The sequence below is a fragment of the Bradyrhizobium sp. JYMT SZCCT0428 genome (assembly GCF_018131075.1).
Lineage (GTDB): Bacteria > Pseudomonadota > Alphaproteobacteria > Rhizobiales > Xanthobacteraceae > Bradyrhizobium.
This window is the reverse complement of the sequence record NZ_JAFCLS010000040.1, coordinates 48,529-73,722: the sequence shown is the minus strand read 5'-3', so window position 1 is coordinate 73,722 and position 25,194 is coordinate 48,529. Positions and strand designations below refer to the sequence as shown.

19 protein-coding genes and 2 pseudogenes are annotated in these 25,194 nt (G+C 56.4%); 8 read left to right on the top strand and 13 right to left on the bottom strand.

Translation table 11 applies throughout. The features are described 5' to 3' along the window. Positions 1 to 33: 33 nt before the first annotated feature. The 4 genes from JQ575_RS32135 to JQ575_RS32120 all read right to left on the bottom strand — a co-directional run bounded on the left by JQ575_RS32135 (position 34) and on the right by JQ575_RS32120 (position 4,187). Positions 34 to 831: a crotonase/enoyl-CoA hydratase family protein gene (locus JQ575_RS32135; protein WP_212037189.1), complete on the bottom strand. Its 798-nt coding sequence runs from the start codon at positions 829 to 831 to the stop codon at positions 34 to 36. After that, positions 824 to 2,038 (bottom strand): CaiB/BaiF CoA-transferase family protein, encoded by a 1,215-nt coding sequence (locus JQ575_RS32130; protein WP_212037188.1) that lies wholly within the window; start codon positions 2,036 to 2,038, stop codon positions 824 to 826. The genes JQ575_RS32135 and JQ575_RS32130 overlap by 8 nt, the downstream gene beginning before the upstream one ends. Before the next feature lie 248 nt (positions 2,039 to 2,286). Then, entirely contained in the window at positions 2,287 to 2,967 is a 681-nt protein-coding gene (locus tag JQ575_RS32125; protein WP_212037187.1) for a GntR family transcriptional regulator, read from the bottom strand. Positions 2,968 to 2,987: 20 nt separating this feature from the next. After that, entirely contained in the window at positions 2,988 to 4,187 is a 1,200-nt protein-coding gene (locus tag JQ575_RS32120) for an ABC transporter substrate-binding protein (protein WP_212037186.1), read from the bottom strand. A 178-nt stretch (positions 4,188 to 4,365) separates the two neighbouring features. Between JQ575_RS32120 and JQ575_RS32115 the strand changes: the two genes are divergently transcribed. The 7 genes and pseudogenes from JQ575_RS32115 (at position 4,366) to JQ575_RS32085 (ending at position 11,464) form a co-directional block, all read left to right on the top strand. Further along, positions 4,366 to 5,253, top strand: a complete 888-nt coding sequence (locus JQ575_RS32115) for a phytanoyl-CoA dioxygenase family protein (protein WP_212037185.1) — start codon at positions 4,366 to 4,368, stop codon at positions 5,251 to 5,253. A gap of 309 nt (positions 5,254 to 5,562) precedes the next feature. After that, the gene (locus JQ575_RS32110; protein ID WP_212037184.1) at positions 5,563 to 6,537 is read left to right on the top strand and encodes a tripartite tricarboxylate transporter substrate binding protein; all 975 of its coding nucleotides are present in this window, start codon (positions 5,563 to 5,565) and stop codon (positions 6,535 to 6,537) included. A 445-nt stretch (positions 6,538 to 6,982) separates the two neighbouring features. Then, on the top strand, positions 6,983 to 7,822 hold the full coding sequence (locus tag JQ575_RS32105) for a hypothetical protein (RefSeq protein WP_212037183.1): 840 nt from the start codon (positions 6,983 to 6,985) through the stop codon (positions 7,820 to 7,822). 476 nt (positions 7,823 to 8,298) lie between these two features. Next, positions 8,299 to 8,511, top strand: a complete 213-nt coding sequence (locus tag JQ575_RS46640; RefSeq protein ID WP_212037198.1) for a transposase — start codon at positions 8,299 to 8,301, stop codon at positions 8,509 to 8,511. Positions 8,512 to 8,550: 39 nt separating this feature from the next. Continuing rightward, positions 8,551 to 8,856 (top strand): IS66 family insertion sequence element accessory protein TnpB, encoded by a 306-nt coding sequence (gene tnpB, locus JQ575_RS32095; protein WP_249167032.1) that lies wholly within the window; start codon positions 8,551 to 8,553, stop codon positions 8,854 to 8,856. A 47-nt stretch (positions 8,857 to 8,903) separates the two neighbouring features. After that, positions 8,904 to 10,389 (top strand): annotated as a pseudogene (gene tnpC, locus JQ575_RS32090) (IS66 family transposase). A 169-nt stretch (positions 10,390 to 10,558) separates the two neighbouring features. Then, complete coding sequence (locus JQ575_RS32085) at positions 10,559 to 11,464, top strand: papain-like cysteine protease family protein (RefSeq protein ID WP_212037182.1); 906 nt, start codon at positions 10,559 to 10,561, stop codon at positions 11,462 to 11,464. Between the two features lie 1,867 nt (positions 11,465 to 13,331). On the opposite strand, the pseudogene JQ575_RS46635 reads toward JQ575_RS32085, so the two are convergent. Continuing rightward, positions 13,332 to 13,833 (bottom strand): annotated as a pseudogene (locus JQ575_RS46635) (adenylate/guanylate cyclase domain-containing protein); the annotation flags it as partial. A gap of 642 nt (positions 13,834 to 14,475) precedes the next feature. Continuing rightward, a complete protein-coding gene (locus JQ575_RS32075) occupies positions 14,476 to 16,611 on the bottom strand; it encodes a hypothetical protein (protein WP_212037181.1) in 2,136 nt (711 codons plus the stop codon). A 255-nt stretch (positions 16,612 to 16,866) separates the two neighbouring features. Between JQ575_RS32075 and JQ575_RS32070 the strand changes: the two genes are divergently transcribed. After that, positions 16,867 to 17,427: a hypothetical protein gene (locus JQ575_RS32070; RefSeq protein ID WP_212037180.1), complete on the top strand. Its 561-nt coding sequence runs from the start codon at positions 16,867 to 16,869 to the stop codon at positions 17,425 to 17,427. Positions 17,428 to 17,575: 148 nt separating this feature from the next. Here JQ575_RS32070 and JQ575_RS32065 read toward each other — a convergent pair whose 3' ends face one another. The 7 genes from JQ575_RS32065 to JQ575_RS32035 form a co-directional block, all read right to left on the bottom strand. Continuing rightward, positions 17,576 to 17,827: a hypothetical protein gene (locus JQ575_RS32065; RefSeq protein ID WP_212037179.1), complete on the bottom strand. Its 252-nt coding sequence runs from the start codon at positions 17,825 to 17,827 to the stop codon at positions 17,576 to 17,578. Between the two features lie 88 nt (positions 17,828 to 17,915). Continuing rightward, complete coding sequence (locus JQ575_RS32060; protein ID WP_212037178.1) at positions 17,916 to 18,200, bottom strand: hypothetical protein; 285 nt, start codon at positions 18,198 to 18,200, stop codon at positions 17,916 to 17,918. Between the two features lie 52 nt (positions 18,201 to 18,252). After that, positions 18,253 to 20,937, bottom strand: a complete 2,685-nt coding sequence (gene tssH / locus JQ575_RS32055) for a type VI secretion system ATPase TssH (protein WP_212037177.1) — start codon at positions 20,935 to 20,937, stop codon at positions 18,253 to 18,255. Beyond that, positions 20,937 to 21,974 carry a type VI secretion system baseplate subunit TssG gene (tssG, locus tag JQ575_RS32050; RefSeq protein ID WP_212037176.1) on the bottom strand — a complete coding sequence of 346 codons (1,038 nt, stop codon included), beginning with the start codon at positions 21,972 to 21,974 and terminating at the stop codon, positions 20,937 to 20,939. Before tssG ends, tssH begins: the two co-directional genes overlap by 1 nt. Positions 21,975 to 21,993: 19 nt before the next feature. Next, a complete protein-coding gene (tssF, locus tag JQ575_RS32045) occupies positions 21,994 to 23,955 on the bottom strand; it encodes a type VI secretion system baseplate subunit TssF (protein WP_212037175.1) in 1,962 nt (653 codons plus the stop codon). Positions 23,956 to 23,961: 6 nt separating this feature from the next. Then, positions 23,962 to 24,507 (bottom strand): type VI secretion system baseplate subunit TssE, encoded by a 546-nt coding sequence (gene tssE / locus JQ575_RS32040; protein ID WP_249167030.1) that lies wholly within the window; start codon positions 24,505 to 24,507, stop codon positions 23,962 to 23,964. 131 nt (positions 24,508 to 24,638) lie between these two features. Continuing rightward, positions 24,639 to 25,145 (bottom strand): type VI secretion system tube protein Hcp, encoded by a 507-nt coding sequence (locus JQ575_RS32035; protein WP_212037174.1) that lies wholly within the window; start codon positions 25,143 to 25,145, stop codon positions 24,639 to 24,641. Positions 25,146 to 25,194: the final 49 nt, after the last annotated feature.

Sequence of the window (25,194 nt, the reverse complement as noted above, 5' to 3'; positions counted from 1 at the left end):
ACGGTCCCAGTCGTATTGGGATTCGCCGGCTCATCATGCCCCCTTGAATTCGGGTTTTCGCTTCTCGAGAAACGCCTTCACAGCCTCGTGCTGGTCGGCGGTGTGCTGCACCAATGCCTGCATGCTGGCGGCGATTTCCAAATGCGTCGGCAGTCCGATTGCGCCGGAATCCCGCAAAAGCTTCTTGCACATCCGTAGCGAATGCGGCGGGTATGATGCAATCTGCGCAGCCAGCTTCATTGCCGTATCCATTAGTGCGGCTTTCGGGACCACCTGTGAGGCTAATCCCCAGGCGAGCGCTTGGTCCGCCTTGATAAAGTTACCCGTGAAGGTCATTTCATAAGCTCGACTAAGACCAACCACACGAGGCAGAAACCATGCGCCGCCATCCCCAGAGACCAGCCCGACGCGCATAAAGCTTTCCGCGAACTGTGCATCATCGGCGGCGATACGCATATCGCACATCAGGGACAGGTCGCAGCCGGCGCCGATGGCATAGCCGTTAACGGCTGCGATAGATGGCACTTCCAGGTCGTACATCGCCATCGGGATTTTCTGGATGCCGTGATGATAACTGCGCCGGATTTCAGCGGGTGTCCCGCCAAACAGACCGGTACGATCACGCATTTCCTTCACATTGCCACCCGATGAAAAACTTTCGCCAGCGCCCGTCACGATGACGCAGCAGACGGACATGTCCTGATTGATCCGAGCGCAATGTGCGACCAGAGTATCGACAATCTCCGGCGACAGTGCGTTGCGCGTATCCGGTTCATTGAGGGTGAGAGTGACTACACCGCCATTCTGCTCGTATGTGACACTATCAGGCATTTGTCTCGCTAACCTTTTTTGACATGGTTTCAAGCACCGGCCCATTGGGCTCGACTCCAATTTCCTTCAGGATTTCAGTCGTGTGCTCGCCGAGTTGCGGCGCATGGCGGCGGATACGGAATGGCGATGAACTGAACGAAACTGGCGATCTGATGGTCTTGTACGCGCCCTCAGTGGGATGTTGGGCTTGACCGAACATCCCCACCGCCTTCATGTGCTCGTCGTCAGGCAGCTGATCAAGGCTTAACACTGGCATGCAGGGAATGCTGACATCATCGCAGAACGCCACCCACTCGGCGTTGGAATGCGTCGGTGCAACAGCCTCAATCAATTCGTAGAGTTCTTCGAGATGCGCCGCCCGCTCGGTTAAGGGAAAGAAGCGGGCATCGCTCTTGAATTTTGGCCTGTCAACAAAATCGAAGAAATCCCGCCAGTTCTGATCTGAATAGGGCAGGATGCACATATAGCCGTCCGCGGTGTGAAATGGTTTCCGTCGAGGACTGACAACGCGAACGTAGCCGGTCGGACCGAGCGGTGGCTCGAACGCAAAGCCGAGCAGATGCTCGATGTAAGCGAATTCCGCCGTAGTCTCGAACATTGGCACTTCGATCGCCTGACCGCCTCCGCCGCGTTCGCGCTGAAACAATGCGGCAATGACTGAGTAGGCGATGGCCTGGCCAGATAGCTTGTCACAAAGCACGGTCGGCATGAACGCTGGCTCGCCGCGGGAAACCACGTGCAACGCCGCCAGCCCGGAGCCCGCCTGGATGATGTCATCGTAGGCAGCCTTGTCCTTGTAAGGCCCCTTTTCACCGAAGCCGTAGGCACCGCAGTAGATGATGCCTGGGTTGATCGCGTGGACAGCGCGATAGCCGAGGCGAAGCTTCTCGATCGCTTTGGGACGCAGCGAGTGCACGAACACATCGGCCGTGGCGATCAGTTTGTGCAGGGCGGCCATGCCGCCAGCCTGCTTGAGATCCAGGGCAATGCTGCGCTTGTTGCGATTGAGATGCAGAAAGCTACCCGCCATGCCGTCATGCCGGTTAGGGCGATAGCTGCGAAATGAGTCACCCTCTGCGCTTTCGATCTTGATCACATCGGCGCCCATGTCAGCCATGATATGGGTCGCGAATGGACCCATGATCACATTGGTCAGATCGAGAACGCGAATGCCGCCCAGGGGGCCATCCGCCGGTGTCGTATCCATTCCAGCGCCTTCTTTTCTGAACCTATAACGGGCCGCTTATGCGACTGCCGCGCGTATGCTTCCGTTCGACGCCATGAGCTTCGAAGATTATTTGGCTCAGCTCGTATCGATCGTTCTTGCCACTCTCCGCGTCGGAGACCGCAAGATCAATATGCAGCTACGCCACCATCTTGAATATTACGTATGCGATTACAAACGAAGGACGGCCTCGCTAACGGACCCGCTTCTCGGGAGACGTTAAGAGACTTCTAATCCCGTGTTTCGACGGAGCGCGTGAAGGCCACAACGTAGTCGAGTAATTTATCCGACGCTGCGCCTGCAGCAGCAGAATCTGCTGCTACGATTGCTTCCATAATTTCCGCATGACCGATCGCTGCAATCGGAAGATCGTACGGACGATAGTATTTGTACCAAAACCGGCGCGCCATCGCATGAATGGGATTAATAGCTTTGACAAGGTAACGGTTTGCAGAACTCTCCGCGACGCATTGATTAAAGGCCCTATCCACTCTCAGGAACAGAAGATAGTCATCTGTCGCAGCAGCGCGCCGCATTTCCCCCGCCATGTTAGACAGGAGTGAGCTTTGTTCAGCCGTACGACGCCGAGCCGCGCTGGTGGCGATCAATCGTTCTAGTTCACGTCGAACTTCCAGCAGCAGCAGTTGGTCGCTGACATTGATCTCCGTCACCTTCGTGCCCTGGCGTGGAACGATATCGATCAAGCCGACATCGGAGAGGCGCTGCAGCGCCTCCCGCAATGGCGTCCGGCCGAGACCAGTCTTCTCGATGAGCTCGTTCTCGCTCAGCACTGCGCCGGGCGGCAGTACCAAGGTGACGATCATTTCCTCAAGAATATCGTAGGCCTGCTCCGCCAAGCTGCGTTGCAGCTTCGGAGCGGGAAAATTTCCGATACTGTATAGGTTCTGCATCTTCACCTCGGTCGGCTGCGCTATTTAATCATTGCGCAGTTCCCCTCCGATAGGGGGCGGAATGCCTGATCGCCCGGTATTGTAGAGACAATACGATAGAAATCCCAAGGTCCCTGCGATTCATTCGGCTTTTTGACCTCGACCAGATACATGTCATTGAGGCTCCTCCCATCCTCCCTGATGCGAACGTTCTTCCAAAGGGCGTCGTTCACCATAACGTTTTTCATCTCCTTGACGACCACGTCCCCTTCTTCAGACTTCGTTGAGTCCATCGATTTGAGAAAGTGCAGCGCGAGCGTATAGACGGCCGCCTGGACAACTGTTGGCGCGCGACCCTGATTAAGCGACATGAAGCGCTTGCTCCAGACCCGAGTATCATCCGTTCGATCCCAGTAGAAGCCGTCGGTGAACCGCAAGCCGGCCGCATTGTCTAACCCGAGTGCCTTCACGTCAGTGATAAAGGTAAGCATAGGCAACACGGTTTGACCGCCGGCAACCAGCCCAAATTCCCGGGCCTGCTTGATAGCATTGGTCGTATCGACCCCTGCATTGGCGAGAGCAACAACTTTGGCTTTCGAGGACTGTGCTTGCAACAGAAACGACGAGAAATCCGAAGTTCCGAGCGGATGGCGGACCGCACCGAGCACTTTGCCTCCTGCTTTCTTGACAAAGCTGGCGGCCTGTTCTTCCTGCGCATGGCTTCCGGCATTATCGCCGGTGACAAAAAACCACGTATCCAGGCCAGCGGCGACGCTTGCTTTTGCGGCCACCACCGAGTTTGCATATCCGTCAAAGCCCCAGTGAACGGTGATCGGCGAACAATATTTGCCGGTCAGTTCCGGGCTGGATGCCGAAGCGATCAGCATTGCCCGGTTCTTGTTAAGGGCAACCTCGCGAACGGCAAGCGCGACCGAGGAAGTGGTCAGGTCCAGCACCGCATCAACATTGTCGCGCTCAAACCACGCCCGCGCGATTGTGGCGGCGACATCCGGCTTGTTCTGGTGGTCGGCGCTGAGCACCTCGACGGGCCTGCCCAGAACACGCCCTCCATAATCTTCGACCGCCATCCGGGCGGCAATCACGGAGCCGCGCCCGCCGAAATCTGCATAGACACCCGACTGATCGTTCAGCACCCCAAGCCGTATCGGCTTCGGTTCCTGGGCGATGCACGCCGTTGAAATTGCCGCGCCAACGATCGCAATAACTAATGGTCTGAACATGGGTTCTGTCCCCTCCAGGGTGCTATTGGTTTATCGATACCACTGGCTGAGATATATCACGCTCGTGATCGGCCTGGATGGATAAAACCATCACATATCTGATAATTGGTCGGACTTATATGGACAAATCTGCAGCGCTGAAGCATCGTGATATATCAAAAAATTTGGGAGCCAGACCATGACGCCAGAACAGATTCTCGCTCGTCCAGCCAAGATCCTCAACGACGCGCAGCGGCGGGATTATTTCGACAAGGGATATGTGATGCTGGCTTCGATCATTCCGCAGGATTGGATCGATCGGCTCCTGACGGTGACGTCTTCCTTCGTCGAGAAGAGCAAGTCTGTGACGAAATCCAACAATGTTTTCGACCTCGACACAGGTCACTCGGCGGAAAAGCCCAAACTGAGGCGGCTCTCGAGCCCTGTGGATCAGGATGCGACCTACTGGGAATTCGCCTCCAGCGATCTGATGGCTGACATTGCGGAAGACCTGTTAGGACCAAACGTCAAATTCCACCACTCCAAGCTGAACTTCAAATGGGCCGAAGCCGGCCAGGAAGTGAAGTGGCACCAAGATATCCAAGCTTGGCCTCACACGGACTATTCGCCCTTGACGATGGGGATCTATCTTCAGGATACATCTAAGGAGATGGGTCCGCTGCTGTGCGTTCCGGGAAGCCACGAGAATGAACTGTTCGACCATTTCGACAAGAACGGGAAATGGGTTGGACATATCAGCGACGCCGATCTTCCGCGTGTAGCTACCGCGAATGCGGAAATGCTTGCTGGACCGGCGGGCAGCATCACCATCCACAACTGCCGAACGGTACATGCTTCAGAACCGAACCTCTCGCCTCGCGGAAGGCCGCTCCTGCTCCATACGTATTCCGCTGGCGAGTCGTTTCCGTACACACCGAATCCGATCCCGAGCCCGCATTCAGGTGAGATTATTCGGGGACAGCGACCGAAATGGGCAAATCACGATCCTCGCCCCTGTATGGTGCCGCCCGACTGGTCTGGAGGGTACGGCTCGATTTTCGCAGCACAGAGCAAGTCGGCAATGTGAGGCAATCTCGTCTAAACGATAATCAGGGTTCGATTATTGGAAAAAGGATCATCCTCGTGCGCCGCACCGGCGCGGATGTCGGCGCTGTTCAGCCGGGCCGCACCCAGATCAACTCGCGCAATTTCGTGCTCTGGGCGCGACTACAGCGGCGCGGTGCGCAAGCCGCAACGCAAGAAAGCTGGTCGCGTCGCGCGCTTGCAGCCGTCGCGCCGGTTGTATTCGCTGTATTCGGTTACAATATGCGCACAAATTATCGGTGGGGCCGCCTAGGCGGCGTGCCCGGCTAACAACAAGATTGGGCGGATTGTCATGCATAAGAAAGTCTTCGCACTAGTCACGGCATTCGGTGTCGCAGCCTGCGGATCAGCCTTGGCAGCATGGCCTGACGACAAACCGATTGAAGTTATCATCGGTTTTGCGCCCGGCGGGGCAACCGATGTAATGGCGCGCAAGCTACTGCCTTTCGTCGAAAAACGGCTCGATGGAAAGGCCAAGTTCGTGGTGCTAAACAAGCCAGGCGCCGGTGGAGAGATCGCGTTCGCCTCAATTGCTCGCGCCGCGCCCGATGCCTACGCGATGGGTGTAGTTAACGTGCCTGGCTACAACTTCCTTCCGATGACGAGGAAAACTCAGTATAGCATGGATGAAATACGATTGGTTGCCCGCGTAGTTGACGATCAGAGCGTGATGGTAGTGCGCGCGGAAAGCAAATTTGGAACTCTTGCCGACGTTCTGACTTCGCTGCGTAGCAAGGCAGGTTCAGTAACGTTCGGTCACAACGGTGCGGGTACGAACGGTCACTTGGCGATCCGCATGCTGGCGGGCGCCGCCAAAGTCGAGCCCAACGAGATTTCCTACAGGGGGACCGCAGCGCAACGGACCGATCTTCTGGGTGGCCATTTGGAGGTCGGGATGGTCAGCCTCAGCGAACTTCCCGAGCTGCTCGGCGGCAATAAGGGGCCACTCCGCGCCATTGCGATATTGTCAAAGAAGCGCTCTCCGGCCCTCCCCGACGTTCCAACGGCAGAGGAAGCAGGCGTCCCGATCATAATGACAGCGGAGCGCGGCTTTGCCGTCCCAAAGGGCGTTCCCGACGACATAGTCAAAAAGCTTGAAGCCGCAATTGCTGATAGCATACGCGATCCCGACTACATAAAGAGCTCGCCCGGCGACGAGCCCGTTCTCGCTTTCATGCCTGGCGCGGAATGGCAAAAGCGCCTCGATGACATGTCGCAAGCCCTGCGGCCGCTAGCCGACGAACTGAAGGCAAGCGAGCAGAAATGAGTAAGTCTTATCGCTAGGAGCGGACACTGGCGTCGCAGTCCACAACCTCGCCATAGGCCGGGCGGCAGAGACTGAAGCGTGCTGCCGTGAGTCAACCGACCAGACACTCACTTTCGGGGATCGCGCATGTGTAACCTGTACTAGATCACCACCAACCGGGCAGCAATTCGTCCCCTTGTCACCGCATCGTCAAGCGAAGCGCTCTTACGATTGTACATGGGTGGGGCGATAGTGCTTCTGCACCCGCGGGATCTGCGCACGCTTCCGCTCGCTGAACAAACGAGGGCCCAACTTCGCCAACGCTGAACCGTCCAATCCATTTGGCTTAGGACCGCTATGCACCGAGACCGCAACCCTTTGATCCGCCGCCGCTACCTCGCTGCTGTTGCCCCTCGCCGTCATGCGCTTCAGGGCCGTGAGGCGGGTGCGGTTAAGAGCCAATGCTGTGCGCGCAATATGGCAGTCTCTATCTTGCTGCGCTCATTCGGTTTTTCATATTGAGCGCGTGGTCGCCGGCTTCACCACGGTGGACGACGCGGTTGCGATAGTCCTGAATGAAGTTAAGGCGCATCGCTGCGTGCCGAAAATCATCGAAGATCGAGCTCGCCCGCTCCACGACGCGCTGGGTCGGCTCACGCTCTTCCCGCGCACAAAGCACCTCAATGCGCTGAACGCGGCGTACCGCCTAATGAAATATACTCTTGGCGTCCTTAACATGGCAGCGCGAGGCTATGGGGTGAGCGAGCGCTTTGGCTATCCAAATGCGCCGATCGGAACGTTTATGTCGGCGTCACCCATTTTCCTCATTGACGCGGCATCCCGGAAGCTCGGCAACTGGCAGTCCGAGAGTCACTACCCCTTGGCCTGGAAACGAAACTTCTCAGTCTGGCAGGGACAGGATGCCGCGTACATCACAAGGTTTACCAAAAATGTTTCATCGGATCTGGCACGGATCGATTTCAAAGAGAAGCTGGTCCAGGCAGTGATCCTGTTTCAGGAGGGGCTTGAAACGAGCCACGTCGAGGTCGCGCTCTTAAAATTTTGGACCGGCACCAGAGTCCCCCTGCTCGTTTTGAATTTGCCTCCTCATAGCAGATTGCAGACTGACTTGGCGGCCCCGCGATCGGGACTGCGCTCGCCAAATGCAGGACTGGCTGGCTGGCGACGCAGTGCTGATCGCACCCGTCTCCGAGCGGGTTCCCTGCAAACAGGGAATTTTATAGGGAATTTGACAATTTTTGCGTCTCAGAGACCGGAGACCTTGGCAGAAATCACTGTCTGCTGAGCAAATTCCCTGCCGTAACTAACAGGGAATTTGCTTCGAACAAGAAGGTATTGTCGTGGACGGAACAGGGATTCCGCGGCCCAGGCCACGCCAAATTCTAGTCCGCTCAACCCTACTTCCTACCGGTGGAGCCCGCTGAACGGCCTGCGGCCGAGCGCTCGAGGCTCGCGCATTGGCGGCATTCCTACGTCCACTGCAGGAGCTCGGATAGATCGGCATGGGGCAGCCTTTCTGGCGTGGCGCATCATGAAGCGTGGAAGCGTAGCGACTTGAATCGACAGGAGTATGAGGCGGAGGCATCCCGCTCAAGGCCTTCGGCAACTGGCGGGCGATCTTCAAGGCTGAGCCGCAGCCGCCCGATGCAAGCTGGTTTGGCGGCGCCGAGGCCTAAGTCCTCCCTTTAGTCCGCAGCTAAATCCGCCCTTTAGTCCTACCTAAATCCGGGGGCTTATCCCTCCTCCCGTTCGGCAAGCCCAATCGTTGCGCGACCACGTGATGGACATCGGCGCAGGTTCAGTGAGGCGGATAAGCGCCAGATTCTCGATCAGGCCGCGCAAGATGGAACGAGTGCCGCTGAGGTCGCTCGCCGGTACGGTATCGACGGCCGCGTTCTGCGTCGATGGAAGCCAGAGCTGGCGTTTCCGGCATTTGTCGCCGTTGAGATCACCGATGCGGACGCCGTGGGATGACGAGAACGTAAAGGTGCATCTGGCGCTGGCTTCATCGACATGCGCAAAGGGTTCGACGGCCTCTCCATGCTGGTGCAGGGCGTGCTGCATCAGGATCCCTTCACCGGCCACCTGTTCGTGTTCCGGGCCAATCTGATCAGGATCATCTATTGGGATGGCACGGGGTTCTGTCTGTTCACCAAACGGCTCGAACACGGCGTCTTTCTCTGGCCGCCGAGCGTCAAGCCCGACGAGACGCTCTCGCTGACCTCGGCGCAGCTATCGCTGCTGATCGAAAGCGTTGATTGTGCGCGCCGGCGCAACGCTGGCGACCGGCGATGGCGGGCTGACGCTGCGACTGATTGACTTGATGAAGCAAGCAGGTCGGCAGGAACGGTGCGAGTCCGACGCTCATGAACATCGATCTCGCGGCACTGCCGGATGATGTGGAAACGCTGCAGCGTTTGGTGCGTGCTCTCGCGGCCGAGCGCGCCAGTCTGCGCGAGGCAAACGCCGAGATCGAGCGGCTCAATCTCATTATCAAGAAGCTCCAGCGCAGCCAGTTCGGCCAGCGCGCCGATCGGCTCGATGACAATCAGCTGCAGCTTGCCCTTGAAGACCTCAACACCGATCTTGCCCGCATCGAAGCCAGCCTACCGCTTTCCTAAGCCGCTGATACACCCAAAGGCCCGAGACGAGCGGCCGAGCCTGCCGGCGCACCTCCCCCGCGAGGACGTCCGGCTCGATGTCGAGCATCAGGCCTGCCCCTGCTGTGGCAGCGCGCTGCACCTGATCGGCGAGACGACGAGCGAGATGCTCGACCACGCCCCGGCGCGGCTGCGGGTCGTCCGTATCCGCCGGCCCCGCTATGGCTTCCGGATCTGCTGGACCATCCACCAAGCGCCCCCGAACGGCCGATCGCCAAGGGTCTCGCAACCCATGCCCTGCTCGCCCACGTTCTGGTCTCCAAATACTGCGATCACCTGCCGCTCCACCCTCGCGAACTGGGTCGGCGGCGCCTGCTGGTGGCTCGAGCCGCGGCAAAAGAGCCTCGCAGAGCACGTGTTCGCTTTCGCAGAAGCTGTTTGCCGACGACACCCCGATCCCGGTCTCGATCCCGGCCGGGGCCGTACCAAGACCGGCAGGCTGTGGGTCTATGCCCGCGACGACCGGCCCTGGAACGGGGCCGAGCCGCCGGCGGCCTTCTGTCTCTACAGCCCCGACCGCAAGGCCGAGCGCCCGGTCGCTCACCTGGCCGCGTTCAGCGGCATCGTAGATGTCGACGGCTATCCCGGCTTCGACCGGCTCAGCGGCGGCGACAGAATCCAGCTCGCAGGGTGTTGGGCTCACGCCAGACGCATTCCATGAGGTGCAGCAGGCCTCCGGCTCGCCTGTCGCGGCAGAAGCGCGGCGGCGCATCGCCGAGTTCTACGCGATCGAGAATGCCATCCGCGGCCGGACCGCAGATGCACGACAGGGCGTCCGTCAATCCAGGTCGCGGCCTCTGGTCACGGCGATGAAGGCTTGGCTTGAGCGGCAGCTCCGCTCATATCCCGCCGCGCGGCAGCCTTGCCGACGCTATCCGCTACACCTTAAGCCGCTGGAATCTTCTCTGCCGTTTCTTGGATGATGGCCGCGTCGAACTCGACACCAACACCGTTGAGCGCGCGATCCGGCCTGTCACCCTCGGCCGCAAGAACTACCTCTTGGCCGGATCGGATGGAGGCGCCGACCGCTGGGCGATGGCCTGCTCCCTCATAACCACCGCCAAGCTCAACGACGTCGAGCCCTTCGCCTATCTCCAGAACGTGTTCGAGCGCACGTCCAGCGGCCATCCCATGAGCAGGCTCGACGACTTTTTTGCCCTGGAACTGGCGGCCACATACCGCTCTCAAATGAATCACGTGCAAGAAATGGACGCTTACGCCACAGTTATGCCGCCAATCTTGAGTCCTCTTCCATATTGTCTGCGCAAAGACAATGCACCTGGTGCTAGCCCCACTCTGCCCCTTGAGCGTTTTTAGTTTGAACGGATATAGTTGGCTTCGCAAGGATGGGAGGGTCGACAATGATGTTAAACGTAACATTTTACGGCCAGACCACAAAACTCCCAAACGGTCCCCCAAAAGAGGATCCCACCGGCTGCTGGTATGCGTGCGCAAAGATGATCGGCATGTATTGGGATGGCAGTGCTCAGCGCATCGGGGTACCGGAACTCAACAATGAAGACGGCACGCATCGATTGCTTACCGAAGTTGGCGGCGGTTGGACTGGCGAGGGACGCCTCGCGAAAAATGAAAGGTTAGTGTCTGATCTTCCGCAGGATTTTACCCGGATCAGCGAAGTCGAGATAGCGTTGAACAAATGGGGGCCGATCCTGTTCTTCATGTCTTTGCCCGCGCCGGCCTCCGGCGAAAATATGGTGGTCGGGCACTGTGGCGTAATCGTCGGGACCTCCGTGGAAACTATCGTTTATCACGACCCCGCCTATGGCCCGAGCAGGCAAATGAGTTTGAGTCTGTTGAGGTTGGCGCGCTCGGCCGTCGGGCCAACCAAAATGTGGGCACGCGACCCAGCAAGCACTATCAAACTAAAACGCCACGTGGAATCCGAAAACCCGCGAAGCATCGAGTCGCCCGGTGCATCCCTCGCCGCTGACCATTACGTATCGAAGCTAATTGGGACCTGGGAGCTGGAGATTGGTGCAGATTTCAAAGGATTTGTGACTTTCGAAGGCAAGTTTCCAGGAAAGTCCGGAAAAGCATATTGGATGGACAGCAAGAAAATGGCAGTAAAACACCCGGGGAGTTGGAAGTCTCTTGGAGGCACCGAGATCAGCTTCGAGTTCGACGATGACACTCCCAAATGGAAACGGCTTTGGAAGGTGAAGATTGACGCTAAAATCTCCGTCGGGAACGTTACCATTGGGGGCGTTCCGCATGGCTTTTTTAAGTTGATCTACAACCGGGTATAGGCGACTGCAGCCGCGTGAAAAAATGGCCTCTGCCAGTCTTAGCGGTGTGTGATTTGCCTGGGCGGTGACCAACGCTGACCTTAACGGAGCGACCACTTTCGGTCAATCGCTTCAGTAGTCGTCTTTGGGATTTGGCCTCGGTAAGCCGCGCTTCATCGGTACAATTCAGGACCGCATCGGAGGCTGCGCAGTTTGCACAGGCAGATCTTTTGGAGGCTCTCAAACTATATCTCGTTGCTATCCAGTATGTAATGTAACTTTATCAAGTCCAGCTATGCGTAAGATAGCCCACCGCTGTCTAGAAGCGAGCTGTAGCAGTGCTCAGGATTTTCTCGGCGAAAGGAATCGGTCGTCCGCCTCGGATGCGCCTCGCAGCAATTGCTTGGAGCCGATTGCCTGCGTTCTATGCCATTCGTGACAGATATCCGCTATAGCTCTTCGAAGAACATCGCCCGATGGGCCCGCACATCGGCTGCAGCACAAGTCCGTTGGCAGAAGATACCAATCTCACCCTTTTGGGCTGATTGGAAACCTCGATCGCTTCGATAGTACGACTTGATCTCCGACAGAGTACAACCAACAGGGTTCGTCCCGCCCACTCCGCGCCGGGTCATCATTACAATTCGACAGTGCCTTTGCTTCAGCGGAATGTTGCGATTCGGCACCCGCTACCACAAAAAAGACGCCCCAAGGATGGATTGCTGTAGCTTTTGGCCCGGTCATTGACCTGTAATTCACAACATCTGGCCGGGCTCGATCCGATTCTTTCAGCGTAGGTATTTGCTGTGGGTCGTAAGGACCGGCATAGCTAACTCGCGGCATAGCCCTCTTTTGCCATTCTCCGACTGCGGACCGTTGTCTAAGGCTATCGTTGATTGCCAACAGAACGCATGGAGTTCCATGCCGAACCTCGCATCCCTCCAGTGCGACTTCTTCGGCTGCTCTCTCATTTGGCAAGAACGTCCTCCGCCAACTATCGTAGGGCGGGTGCATCGCCAGCGCTTTATGCTTGCCAGAGGTGATATATAACGATCCCTCTCGAGCGCGTATCGTTTCCGACATCGCAGGCGCGATTTCCTGCATGGCAGCCAGAAGCGCGGATTCAAATGAAATTGGGTTAGGCGCTGGGCTCGAAGGTGTGGCTTCTTTAAGGGTCTCAGTCTCTTCCGTTAATGGTGAGGTATGACGCAGTGGGAGGACAACGCGATTTCCGACGGCGTACAAGTAGCAAGGGCGATTCCCGGATCGCGCTCGCTCAGGATAAGCATTGCAATCTTTCAGAGCGCGCTCCTCCATCGCTCTCTGGATACCACCTCCGGTTGCTATCGTGAAAAGCCCCTCGGCATGAAACGCAGCCGCTTTCGGGCCAGCAAAGTTGGCATAACTGGCCGCGAAGGCCAACCTCCCGTTCGCCAATGTCCCTTTGCTCGCGGTGCGATAGCCATTGCCCGATGACTGGCCAGAGTAGAAAAAGCGGAAACGCTATCCTTGCGCGACTGGGATGATTCCTTGGGAGCTCCCTTTTCCAGGATCGCCGTCAATCTATCGGCAAAGCTCCTGACGGGAACGGTGGGCGAAGCTTCACTGGATGAGGACGGGGCAGATAGCTTGGCGGCTGCGGAGGGATTTGCCCGAACCTCAGAACTTGCTGCCACCGGTGCCGGCACAGCAGTTGCTACCTCTTTTTTGAGCGTGGTTTCCTGCCGCGACCAGGGCTTGTTAATGATTACAAAACTGCCCATGGCTCCGAGCGCGATCGCCAGGGCGACGATGATGGCAAGCAAAGTTGTCGACAATCGATTCACTGCATCGGCTTGCGCCTTGGCGTTGGCGACCGAAGCATGTTCTGAAGGTGCCTGCTCGAGCTGAACGAGATAAGCATGAACAGGGCGTGGAAGATTTTTAACGTCTTGCGGACCAAGATCGCTGAATATGACAGAGAGCTTATCAGCGACCTGTTCGTGGACCGATCGGGAAACACAGATACCGCCAGGAGTTGCCAGGCCTTGTAGGCGTGCCGCGACATTGACGCCATCGCCAAGAAGATCACCCTCGCGCTCGATCACATCACCAATGGTCAGGCCGATTCTAAAGACCATATGACGGCTGGGTGGGTAGCTCATATTGCGGGTTCTTAGCGATTCCTGAATATCGATCGCAGCCCGAACCGCATCAACTGCGCTCGGAAATTCTGCGAGGACCGCATCACCGGCGGTGTTGAAGATTCGACCCTCGGCCCTGGTGATAAAATCATCAAAGACGGCTCGATAGGACATGAGACGGCGCATCGTCTCCTCTTCATCCTCCGCCATGAGCCGACTGTATCCAACGAGATCAGCAGCGAGAAGGGCCGCAATCTTCCGCTTCAATAGCTGCCTCCCCCAAACTCGGATGGCGAACTTCCGGTAAAATTGCTATCGAATCCCAGCAGATTAAACCTCAAGCGAGCTTAACATCAAATCACGGGATAGGCGGGCCTACCAGCCCCCTCCGAGGGATTCCTAACGCTTCCGCGTCCGATTTGAGCCAACATTCGCCAGTGCTTGGGGTTAGATGCGGTCCCGGGCGCGAACGTCGCGATCTCTTCCACCTTTCGTGTCGCAAGGTCCGCAAGTCTCCCTGGATAAGCTTTTGCTTCTTGCTTTAATACCTCGAACTGACTCCATCTTCCAATTTTCTCAGTGCACGTCCATTTTCTAGTCACCGCAATCCGGAAACTCCCCGGTGTGGCGGCTTGGTTCGCTTGATCCCAGGTCGCGCTTCTTGCCCTATGAGTTGCCGCGAGGGAGATGGACGAACGTCATCAGCGAAGTTGTGGACGTTTTGGCTATTACGAACCTTCTGGGAAATCAGAGATCATGCTGCGCGCGAAAAGCAATCATCACGGCTGCTGAACAGGCACGCGACGCGTGTCGCCTGGAAGTCAGCGGTCAATCTTCTCAGAAGTTCATTTATTGCCGCTTGACTGAAATAGCATCTTTGTTCACCTCTGGACCGCCACTCGAGGTTATTTATTTTAAAGCTAAAATTCGGCGGGAGATCTCGTTCAAAATTTCATCACGAACTATGTTCTGAACGCTGCTAAAGTTCGGCAGACCAGCTTGAATGCGCCCTGCCGCCGCCTTTGACAAGTTCTTTTCTGCGGGAGTCACCCCCATCCACGCGGTCGACCTTCGACTCACAACAACGTTCTCGGGTTGATACCAGTGCTCGCCGACCTTTGTGGGCACTTCTTTCAATCTCTCAAAATCCCATTCAAGCTGACCCAAAAATTCCGTTTTTCCTCCCGCCTTTTTTGCAGCGAGTTCTCCCAAGTTCGACGGAGACTTCGACTCAATGACGCCTAATACGTGCAACTTTCCTTCATGCTCTGCGACAAACATTCCATCCGTTAGCTCGCCGACTGACCCCATGCCTACGCGTGTCGGAGTACGCCCGCTAGCATCACCTATAAAGCGGATCGCGTTATCCGGTATACCCCGCTGTTTGGCCAGCTGAAGTACCTGCTGCTTGAATTCCGTAAATTTACTACCAACTCTAAATACTTCCTCCGCGATTTTACCTTTTACCGAATAGACGTTTTTATTTCCTTTCGCGTAGTCATTTATTCGCGTCCAAGCGCCCTCATCCAAAGCTTCCATTGCTGTACGTTCAGTTGAGTTGATGCCGCTTACTGTGTCCAACTGTAGCGAGGCCACGGTACCTTTGGACGCGGCGCCTGCAGCCGGTACCGGTTTCGCCTTTGCTGCAGCTTGCTCCGCAGCTTCAGCGGCAGTCTTTGCCTTGGCGGCGGCCTCGGCCGCTTCTGCCGGGGTCTTAGCGTTCTTTGCAGCTTCTGCGAACTTTACGGCCTCTTCCGCTCTCGCGATAGCTTCCGCCGCCTCAGCTGTCCCAGCCGCGCCCTTGGCGGCTTCGACAGCTTTGCTCGCACGCGCCGCAGCTTCTGCCGCCTCTGTGATAGCCTTGGCGAGCGCCCCAGCTTCCGCTGCCGACTTCGTCCTTGTCAAGGTTTTGACGAAACTTTCCAGCGCCGGCAGGCTTTTTAAAACCTCCTGAAGCTTGCCCCTGATACGAGCGAATAGCTCAGCCGCTTCACCTACCGCTTGGACCCCCTTCAAACCTTGGCCGCCGACGCTAGCTGCCTTTACTGCATCGCCAATGCCTTCGGTCACAAGCAGGACAATAATCTCAAATGCAATTCGGCCGACAGCCCAACCGATCCATTGACCATATAGAATTGGATCTCCGGTTTTGATTCTGTTGTCAATCTCGGTCGCGAACGCCTCTCCGACCTTGCGTCCCGCGTCTTTCGAAGCGGCGAGGTATTTGACAACAGAGCCGGTCTTGTCCTTCTCGAACTCCACCACAACGCGTTTGGCCGCTTCGGCGACCGATTGAGCCCATTCAGCCTTGTCTGCTATTTTTTTTCTGAATTCTCGGTCGGATAGCTTGTACGCAAGTGCCGCTACTGCAACCCCTGGCATAACGATGGCCCCGCCGACATACGGAGCTATTGAGCCAAGAGCCGCTAGTCCATCGACGAGATCCTTCACGCCGGCCCACAAACCAGAAATGACACCGTCGGCATAACCCATTGCGAATCGGCCAGGCTGCGTTTGCACCGCCTCGGCTAGTTTTTTTGCAGCATACGTACCGTTGGCCGTATACAGCCCTTCGATGAATCCGGCCTCGAAATTCGCTAACGGGCCACCAATGATGGCTTTCGGAGCGGTCGAAGGCGACGAGCCCTGTTCACTCTTCACAAGGACCGATAAACTTGCCTTGACCGCGCTGGAGAGATGGACGCTTGCAGTTATGGTAGCAATGCCATCTTTTTGTCCGGTTAGCCGGAATATGCGCAGCCCATCCCCGGCGGTGAGGAACGCTGGTTCGATTTTTATAAACTGGCCGCCGGGAATCTGGACGTCGACATCCATCTCCTGATCGCCCCAGACGCCATCACGCAACGCGACGTGGACACTATTCGAAGGACCCGCAACTATTGCGAGGGAGGCATTACTGCCACCGTGAGATGCGAACTTTTTTGATTCCGCTTCACGCGGATACATTTCGAAGCTCGCCATATCGCGACCTCCTTGAATTATTTTAAAATGATAGCGTATACTGCCGCGTATTTCATAGAACATACCACCGAGCTTCTTCCGGTCAACTGGTTGCGCGGGTCGAGCGGCTAACACGTGAAGCCATGGACCATGGCTGCGCGTAAGACCCCTGCTTGAGCAGCTACGAACGCGATCAAACACCAATTTTAAGTCGCTCAACTATTAGTTTTTGAGGCTGCGAATAGTTCTGGAAAATGAAATCGAGCCAAATGCCAATGCGTATTGACTACCTTATTTATTGGGCATCTTGCGAGTGCATAGTGCACAGTTAGGATAGAAATGACCGACCTGCCCTCGTTTCGATCAAGAGCAAAGGGGATTCTGACATCTCCTGCTTGCAACAACATCCGCTTCAAATTGGACAACGTCCAGATACGAAGCTTCATGTTCGGGTATATCGGCGATGCCATCGCGAGAAATCGCGTTCACATCAAAGCCGAGGGCTTCAACGGATACGACCACGAGAGTGACACCATTTTTCTTGTATCGCCGGACGTACGTCCCCACGAGCTTGTGCATGAGGCGACGCACGCGGTCATCGACGCCACAAATCGCGGCCTTGTCATTTCAAAGGGGCCGGGGGAAGCGGCGGCTTACCTGGCGGAAACGGTCTACTCCATTGTCACACAAGGTGAAGCCAACTCACTAGATGTGCCGCATCTCACGCCGCCGGTTGCCAGTCTTGCGAGGAGACTCATAGAATACAACAAGGACCCGAGACGAACGTTCACCTGCCCTGCTTCTGACGTCACCCTGATCAAGGCGATTTTGGGAAGTTCAAAGCTGGCGGGAAATATGGCCCGGATGGATACGATGAACGGTATTACCGAACCTCGATAGATTTCGAATCCAGGTTTGCGGACTGACCAACCCTACAGACAAGCGCCGTCGTTCTGTCCCCAGGTCTAATGCCCGTTCGAGAGTCAGTGCCTTGAGACCTGGAACAGACTTACGGAAATCTCGCCGCAATGCCCTAGGGATCAACGGTTCATTTCCTGGCTCGCTTCTTCCCGCTTTTCTTGCGAGATTTTTTTGCAACGACAATCCTCTTCTTGTTCGGATTTTTCGAGGTTTTCTGGTCCTGCAGACGAGTCCAGAGGGCCGCAAAATCAGACTCAATCTGATTGGTCAGGCTTTGCAGACCATAGAGCAGATTGAACATGACGGGGTCAGTTTCGGCAGAAACGTGCTTTGCAGCCTCTTTGAAATTTTCTCGGGCGACGACATAACCTGCGCTCATTAGTGTGCTTCCTCCATCAATAGCGTACGACAAAATTATCCGCGAAGTTGCGCAACCCTGGGGTCTGTCCATTGCGAATTTCGTGATCTCAATCTTCTTCGTAGCGCCACAAATCGCCCCACTCGCTTTTCCAGACCTTGTCAGGATCAATCACCACAATCGGAATTTTCTTGGAATTCGCCAGTTCAACGGCCGCTCCGACCGCTTGCAGTGCGGGGACTTCCGCACTTGTCATGTCCGCCGGCACTCTGTCCGGTGCGGCCGTTTTTGGACAGTGCACGATTCCGACCTGCGTATCCCCCTTGTTGATAAGGGTCAGATTAATCGCATCCGGTTGAATCTCATCAACCTGCTCGAAACGGTTTTTGGCCATCGATTCATCCCTGTCGTATTCTGCAGACTGTCTGGGTTGCCCCTACAACTGATCATATCCACGCATATGCAAAGTCATCATTCTCAATCGTGACCTTCGCTTCTTTCAATTCCTGTTTCGCAAGCGAGCGTTTCAGGAATTCGCGCGACATCGCCGGCAGCAGCGTGTTGTTGATGATGTTATCGATCATGCGCCCGCCGGAATCCGGGTCATTGCACATCGAGACGATGTGATCGACGACAGCCTGATCGTATTTGAAGTCCGCCTTGTGGTTCTCCTGAACGCGCCTACCGATACGATCCAGGGCCAACCGCACGATGCCGCCCAACATCTTGTTCGATAGCGGATAGTAAGGAATGGAAACCATTCGCCCAAGCAGCGCCGGCGGAAATACTTTCAATAGTTCAGGCCGCAATTCCTGAGCCAAAGCCTCCGAATCCTCGCGATACTTCGGATCTGCGGATAGCCCCATGATCAGATCCGTGCCGACGTTCGTCGTAAGTATGATCAAGGTATTCTTGAAATCAATCCGGCGGCCATTTCCATCATCCATGAATCCCTTGTCGAATACCTGGAAGAATATCTCATGAACATCCGCGTGAGCCTTTTCTACTTCATCGAGCAAGACAACGCTATACGGCTTGCGTCGAACGGCCTCGGTAAGCCGCCCCCCCTCCCCAAAGCCAACATACCCGGGAGGTGCCCCTTTCAGCGATGAAACCGTATGTGCTTCCTGGAATTCCGACATGTTTATTGTGATTATGTTGTTCTCGCCACCATAGAGCGCTTCCGCAAGTGCCAATGCCGTTTCGGTCTTGCCGACACCGGACGGCCCGCACAGCATGAAAACGCCGATAGGCTTGTTGGGATTGTCGAGCTTGGCACGGTTGGTTTCAATTCGCTTGGCAATCGTGGCCAGACCATGGGATTGCCCGACCACACGCCTGTTCAGAATCTCCGGCAGGCGAAGTACGTTCTCGATCTCGTCTTTCAACATGCGTCCGACCGGAATTCCCGTCCAGTCGGAGACAATGGACGCCACAACTTGTTCATCGACATGGGCGAAGACCATGCGCTTTTCGGGGTCTCTCGCCTCAAGGTCGGTGAATGTTTGACGAAGCTGTTTGCGCACTTCCTCCTTATCAACAGGTTCGGCTGGCTGAGACTCTGATGGAGGTGTGGATCCCGCATCGGTCTCGGCAGGATTGAGGATGTCTCGTAGGCTGCGAATGCTATCGACAATTTTCTTTTCGGCTGCCCATTCTGCATCCAGGGCCGTAAGCTTCTCCGTTAACGCGGCAATTTCGCCATCGATCGCGCCAATCCTTTCTTCGCCAACCACGCCGAGATCGTTATCATCGATCAATGCGGCCTTCTCGTTCTCGTAGGCGGCGATCGAAGAGGTCACGTCTTCGATCAACGCCGGAACTGCGCTCTGGCTGATGGCGACACGGGCCGAAGCAGTATCCAGAAGACTCACGGCCTTGTCCGGTAGCTGCCGCGAGGGAATGTAACGATGTGAAAGGTTTACAGCAGCAACGATAGCGGCGTCGGAAATCCGCACCTTATGATGCTTCTCCATGGGACCTAGAATTCCGCGTAACATGTCGCAGCATTTCTGAACGTCCGGCTCATTGATCTGAATGGGCTGGAAGCGCCGCGTGAGTGCAGGATCTTTTTCGATATACTGGCGGTATTCCGACCACGTGGTTGCAGCGATGGTCCGGAGCGTCCCCCTCGCCAAAGCCGGCTTGAGCAGATTGGCCGCATCACCCGTGCCCGCCGACCCGCCTGCCCCGATCAACGTATGAGCTTCGTCGATAAACAGGATTATTGGGGTCGGCGATTGTTGCACCTCGTCGATCACCGACCGCAGGCGCTGTTCAAACTCACCCTTCATCGAAGCGCCGGCTTGCATCAGGCCCACATCGAGCACGCACAGCCTCACGTTGCGAAGCGGCGGCGGCACTTCGCCCGCCGCAATACGCTGGGCAAAGCCCTCGACCACCGCAGTCTTTCCGACCCCGGCTTCGCCGGTAAGGATAGGATTGTTCTGACGCCTTCGCATCAAAACATCGATTATTTGTCGAACTTCCTCGTCGCGGCCGAGGATAGGGTCCATCTCGCCCGATCGCGCCTTGGCCGTGAGATCTTGAGAAAAACGATCAAGAGCCGTTGTGCCTTTTTGGCTGGCAGAATGACCGGCACCGGCCGCACCTGGAGCGACAAGCCCCGACCCGTCCATCGGACGCAGGGTTTCTTCCTCAGATCCTGCCCAAATATTTCGGTATTCCGCAGTCAACACATCGACCGATATCTTGCTGAATTCCGGGGAAAGGCTGATGAACGCGCGCGCGAGTTCGCGTGATTGCAGTGCGCCAACCAGAACGTGGCCGGTCCGAATCTGGGTTTCCCCGAAAAACAGGGTGGCGTAATGCCAACCGCGATCAAGCAGATCCATGACCGTGTTAGATACCGCGGGCATCTCGGTTTCGTTCTTACGGAAGCTGTTGACCACTGCAGTCACGTTCGCCATCAGCCTGCCGTGGTCGATGCTGAAATGATTCAGTGTTAGGCCAATATCGCTACGCTCGCTCTGCAGGATATGGGCAAGCCAGTGCGCAAGCTCGACGTTGCGGTTGCCCGCGCCCTTGGCCTGTCGCAGCGCCTTGAAGAACGCTTCATATCCAACCCTGTTGAGCTTGCCTGCGACCGCCTCAAGACTAATGTCGGCCATCAGTTCCCCCTTCGTTGTCCGTCCGCGGCTTTTCGCGAACGCTTGTGTTTCATACGGTCGGAAGGATGAAATCGCGCATCACGCCGGAATGCATCCTTCAATGTCCAGTTTGGCGACATCCAGGTGGTCCAACCAAGCTGACCGAATTGGCCGAGCCGGATGGGCTCCGCAGCGCCCGACGGAATGGCCAACTCGGCGTCCCAGTCGAGTTCCTCGCCATTGTAGAAGAATACGAGGTCAGCGAGAGGCTCGCACAGATCACCGCTTGGCAGAAAGCGCATGTACTGCGCCAGACTTCTGGTAAAGATCCTGATCCGAATCTTGTCCTGGACGCTGAAAACAGTCCGGCCCAGCAGCGCGTCTTCACCAAGAACGTTGTATCTCATGCCGACGATCGACCATTCCGCCGCTTCAATCGCCAACCGCGTTCCAACGAATTCTTCCACCTCTGCGTCGACCTTGAAGAGGCCTTGTATTGCCGCCGAGAGACGCGACGCGGATTTGGCCTTTGCTCCCAAAAGACCGGCATAGCCAAGCTTGGCGGCGTCCGGCACACTGTCTAGGTCTCGGTAGGGCGTAGATCCCAGGCCAATTGCAGAACCGATATATGCCACGAAGCGGTCCAGATCGGGTCGGTCATGTTGTGCTATCGGCCTGGAATCCGCCCAAGCACGGAAAAATAACTGAATAAATCGATGATTGAAGATATCGAGAAACCGCGGAAAGGCGTCATCTCGAGCGATCACATAGTGATGGGCTTCTTCCGTGATTGCGAGAGGTAACGCCCCTTGCGGCCCCAGTAGGCCAAGATATTTGACGAATATCCTGAGTGTCTTGTCCTCCTCCTGCACTACCCGCGCAAGATTGGAAGCAGGAAAGTCCATGAAAGGATCCTGCCCGAAATGAACGAACTCATCACGCCTGGCAGTGCTCTCGCCGATGCGGGGGCGATTCTTGTGCTTTCGTTCGAGATGCCGCAATACGGCGAAGTAATCGAAGCGCCATGGTTCCTCTTCGAGGTTACGGAGAAACGTCATGGCCACCTCAATGCATAGGTCATAGCGGACGTCGCTTCCCCATCCGGGGCGGCCACCGCATGATCTCTCCACGCTCCACAGAGTGAATTACCGTCTGGGTGAAATGATTGAAGCCGGAATACTCCGCAAAGAACCGGTCCAGGACCGCGCCAAGTAGAAAAATGCCAGTTCCTTCGAAAGCCCTTTCATCAATCGTTACGCTAATCTCTACCCCGCGCGCGACTCCGATGCCGCCGCGCTCGCGAATGCGTCGATTGATTGGCCGGCTATCGACACTTCGGACGCCACGAATGCGGCGCTCGGTAACGCTGTCGGTCATTTCGGCAAACATTGCTAGGCTTTCGCGGAGCGCCTGCGCATTGCGACCCGCGCCGCGTTCGACCAGACCAAGGTGATTGGTACTCAGTAAGTTGACGAGCCGCCAAGTGACAGTGCCGGTGTGCGCCGTTTCGCTGCGGCTGCGCAATTGCGCCACCACGGGCTCCCGCGGCGGGGTAGGCCCCGCGACGCATACCAGATCCAGCGAAAAATCATCGAGCAAACGGAAATCAGCGCCGCCAGCCCCAATCGGCAGATGTTCGGTCAAATGTCGATTCGAGCATAGCGCCCGCACGCTCAATTCCGCGATGGCGGCCTCATCATCGATGCCGCCGAGTTCGCTGAGCGAGATGAACATGTCTGTCCCGACGTAATCGGAAGAAATGCCGGTACGCTTCTCCTCAACGGTGCGCCGTCGGGGCAACCGCCGTGTGGTGTAATGGAGACTTGAGCTGTGTGATCCGTCGAGCGCTGCAGAATAAAGCGGCTGCACCGGAACCTTATCCTGCCCACCTGGGTAATGCGCATAGACATCAAGCAGTCGATGTGGTTCGAAATCGAGGGAGTGACTGCGATCGGGCACGACATGGTATTCGTGCTGATTCGATTTCAGAGCGATGCGGTCAGTGGTCTTTTCGAACAGGTTGATGGCGGGCGCCGCATACAGCGCAAACATCTCTGGTCGTATTGCAGCGGCAAGTCGCACATTGACTTCATTGAACGCGATCAAAACATCAACCGTCTTGGCTTTCAGCAGCGGCAGCACGTCGCCGAGCCGCGTCAGGTTGCAGCCAAGGAATTTGCGTGGAAATACGAAGTATTCTCGCAGGAGATCAAATCCCTCGAACACCCGATAGTCATTCGGAAACAGGGCATCATTGCGTTCGAACCCAACCTGCTGAAGGCAATCCGTCGACGCGCGATGAATAATCGGATCGCCAAATTCGTCGAGACAGCGGAAATAGATACCCTTACAGTGAGCAAACAATTGCTCATAGAGCCCGATCGAATCAGCTTCCGAACCGACGAAGTAGATTGGCAGATCAGACGTACGGCAGCCGGCGAAATGCATCTCAGGCTTCTTGATTGCCTCCGCGTCCGACGGCTCATCCTCCCAATTCGGCACCGTGCGATGCGTAAATGTCAACCGCATGCCTGACAGCACCTCGGTACCAACCGACAAGCCAAGAGCTTGCAGTGGCGCCGGCGATGAATAATATTCAGCTCCTGTTAGTTCAAAAGGCCACACGACCATATCGTTGCAAAGGCGATAGCGGCACGCAATCTGCCGGTCGAGTTGACGAAATGTGGCGTCGAGATAGGCGCCGCGGTCGATCGCGCGTCCGTCGCGCAAGGCAGCGTCGCCGTATACCGGAACCACCTTTGCCAACATCATCGACGGCGTCGGCGCCTGGTAATGCGGGGCCAGTTGCTCCAGCAGGCTGCTGGTGAATTCAGGAAATTCGTGCTTCAGCTTCAGTTGCACCCGCGCGGCTAGAAAGGCAGCGCCTTCTAAAAGACCGCCTATCATCGGATCAACGCGGTCTTCCAGTATTCCGCCGAGCCGCTCGGCGATGCCCGGATATTCGCCCGCAAACTCACGGGCCTGCTCGTTGAGCAACTGAAGTTCCCGATTATAGAGATCGAGAAATTCCCGGTTCATTGAATTTCACACACGATTGATGACAATCTTTCCGGTGTCGATCACGTCAGCGACAAATTCCACCGGAACGTGAACCGGGTGGCATATCAATTCGGCCCGAACCACAAATCTCACCTTGAGCTCGGCCGCATCGACACTATTGTCCCGCTCAATCTGCAACGAAGCCGCTGCAAGCCGCGGTTCGTAATTCAGGATCGCGATCTTGAGTTCTTCCGGAATGTCATCTACTCCGGCTTCATCAATCGAGCGGCGAGTCAGGTCCGGAATACCAAAGTTGAGAATCGATTTGCGGACATACGGAGTGAGACCCATATCGATCGTCGATGCCATCTCGATCGTATTCAACAATGAATCGAGATCACGCGCGACCTCGCGGCGGAGCGCCGGCTCGGTGATTACCTGACGGGGCCGCAATCTGCGATCCGCGATGACGCGTCCTCCGGCTTCGTCGCGCAAGTCCACCGTTTTCTGCGCGTCCTTGGCATTGTGCGCCGAGCGGAACACGTACATTAGCGGTGGGCTGAGACGGGTCTTAATGTCTCGGTCGGCCATCGCGTAGCTTTCATGTTTCCGAAACAATCTATCGCGAGATTGCGATCACAGGTCGCCGATCTCAATCGCGGCATGGGATCCAGCCGCGACTGCGGACACATGTGCCCATCGAATAGAATGCAAATCAGGAGCTAACTAAGCTTCGCCGTCTGCTTCTGCAAATCGTAGGTGAAGTCGAAATTGCCGGCAGGAGTGCCGTCGGCGTCTGCTTGGCCCTGGTAGGTTAATTCGATGACACCGCAGGTCAACGTCACACTTTCGTGTACATATTGCTCAGATCCCGACCCGCTATGCTGGACGCTCGTCACCAGGACTTCCGTCAGTTTGATGACCAGGTATTCGAGTTTGTCGTTGCCGCCCCTGGCTTTACGGCAAGTGATCTTTCCGCCCGCGAAGTGTTTCCCGGTCGCGGAAGCGTTCATCAAAGCAGCAGTTGCCTTGTCAACGTACTTGCTGACATGAAAATCTGAAAAAGTGGGCTTGCTTTGCTGACCGCCCTGCCCCAACGCGAAGGACGCCGGGTTGCTCACCCCAAACGACCAACCAATGATATCGATCTCGTTCTTGTGAGACGGTGTTGCTTCGTCAATCGATTCGCCCGTAATGCCATCAAGCTGCAGAAACATATCGCCAGCCATTTGAATTCCCCTTCGTTTGTGCCGAGGATCACGTTCCCCATGTCGCACC

Excerpts from the sequence above, each read along its gene's own strand:
- JQ575_RS32070 (WP_212037180.1), top strand. The coding sequence starts at position 16,867 with ATGACCGACCTGCCCTCGTTTCGATCAAGAGCAAAGGGGATTCTGACA.
- tssH (WP_212037177.1), bottom strand. The coding sequence starts at position 20,937 with ATGGCCGACATTAGTCTTGAGGCGGTCGCAGGCAAGCTCAACAGGGTT.
- JQ575_RS32035 (WP_212037174.1), bottom strand. The coding sequence starts at position 25,145 with ATGGCTGGCGATATGTTTCTGCAGCTTGATGGCATTACGGGCGAATCG.
- tnpB (WP_249167032.1), top strand. The coding sequence starts at position 8,551 with ATGCGCAAAGGGTTCGACGGCCTCTCCATGCTGGTGCAGGGCGTGCTG.
- JQ575_RS32125 (WP_212037187.1), bottom strand. The coding sequence starts at position 2,967 with ATGCAGAACCTATACAGTATCGGAAATTTTCCCGCTCCGAAGCTGCAA.
- JQ575_RS32085 (WP_212037182.1), top strand. The coding sequence starts at position 10,559 with ATGATGTTAAACGTAACATTTTACGGCCAGACCACAAAACTCCCAAAC.
- tssF (WP_212037175.1), bottom strand. The coding sequence starts at position 23,955 with ATGAACCGGGAATTTCTCGATCTCTATAATCGGGAACTTCAGTTGCTC.
- tssG (WP_212037176.1), bottom strand. The coding sequence starts at position 21,974 with ATGACGTTTCTCCGTAACCTCGAAGAGGAACCATGGCGCTTCGATTAC.
- JQ575_RS32075 (WP_212037181.1), bottom strand. The coding sequence starts at position 16,611 with ATGTTCTATGAAATACGCGGCAGTATACGCTATCATTTTAAAATAATT.
- JQ575_RS32115 (WP_212037185.1), top strand. The coding sequence starts at position 4,366 with ATGACGCCAGAACAGATTCTCGCTCGTCCAGCCAAGATCCTCAACGAC.
- JQ575_RS32135 (WP_212037189.1), bottom strand. The coding sequence starts at position 831 with ATGCCTGATAGTGTCACATACGAGCAGAATGGCGGTGTAGTCACTCTC.
- JQ575_RS32120 (WP_212037186.1), bottom strand. The coding sequence starts at position 4,187 with ATGTTCAGACCATTAGTTATTGCGATCGTTGGCGCGGCAATTTCAACG.
- JQ575_RS32060 (WP_212037178.1), bottom strand. The coding sequence starts at position 18,200 with ATGGCCAAAAACCGTTTCGAGCAGGTTGATGAGATTCAACCGGATGCG.
- JQ575_RS32065 (WP_212037179.1), bottom strand. The coding sequence starts at position 17,827 with ATGAGCGCAGGTTATGTCGTCGCCCGAGAAAATTTCAAAGAGGCTGCA.
- JQ575_RS32110 (WP_212037184.1), top strand. The coding sequence starts at position 5,563 with ATGCATAAGAAAGTCTTCGCACTAGTCACGGCATTCGGTGTCGCAGCC.
- JQ575_RS32130 (WP_212037188.1), bottom strand. The coding sequence starts at position 2,038 with ATGGATACGACACCGGCGGATGGCCCCCTGGGCGGCATTCGCGTTCTC.
- tssE (WP_249167030.1), bottom strand. The coding sequence starts at position 24,507 with ATGGCCGACCGAGACATTAAGACCCGTCTCAGCCCACCGCTAATGTAC.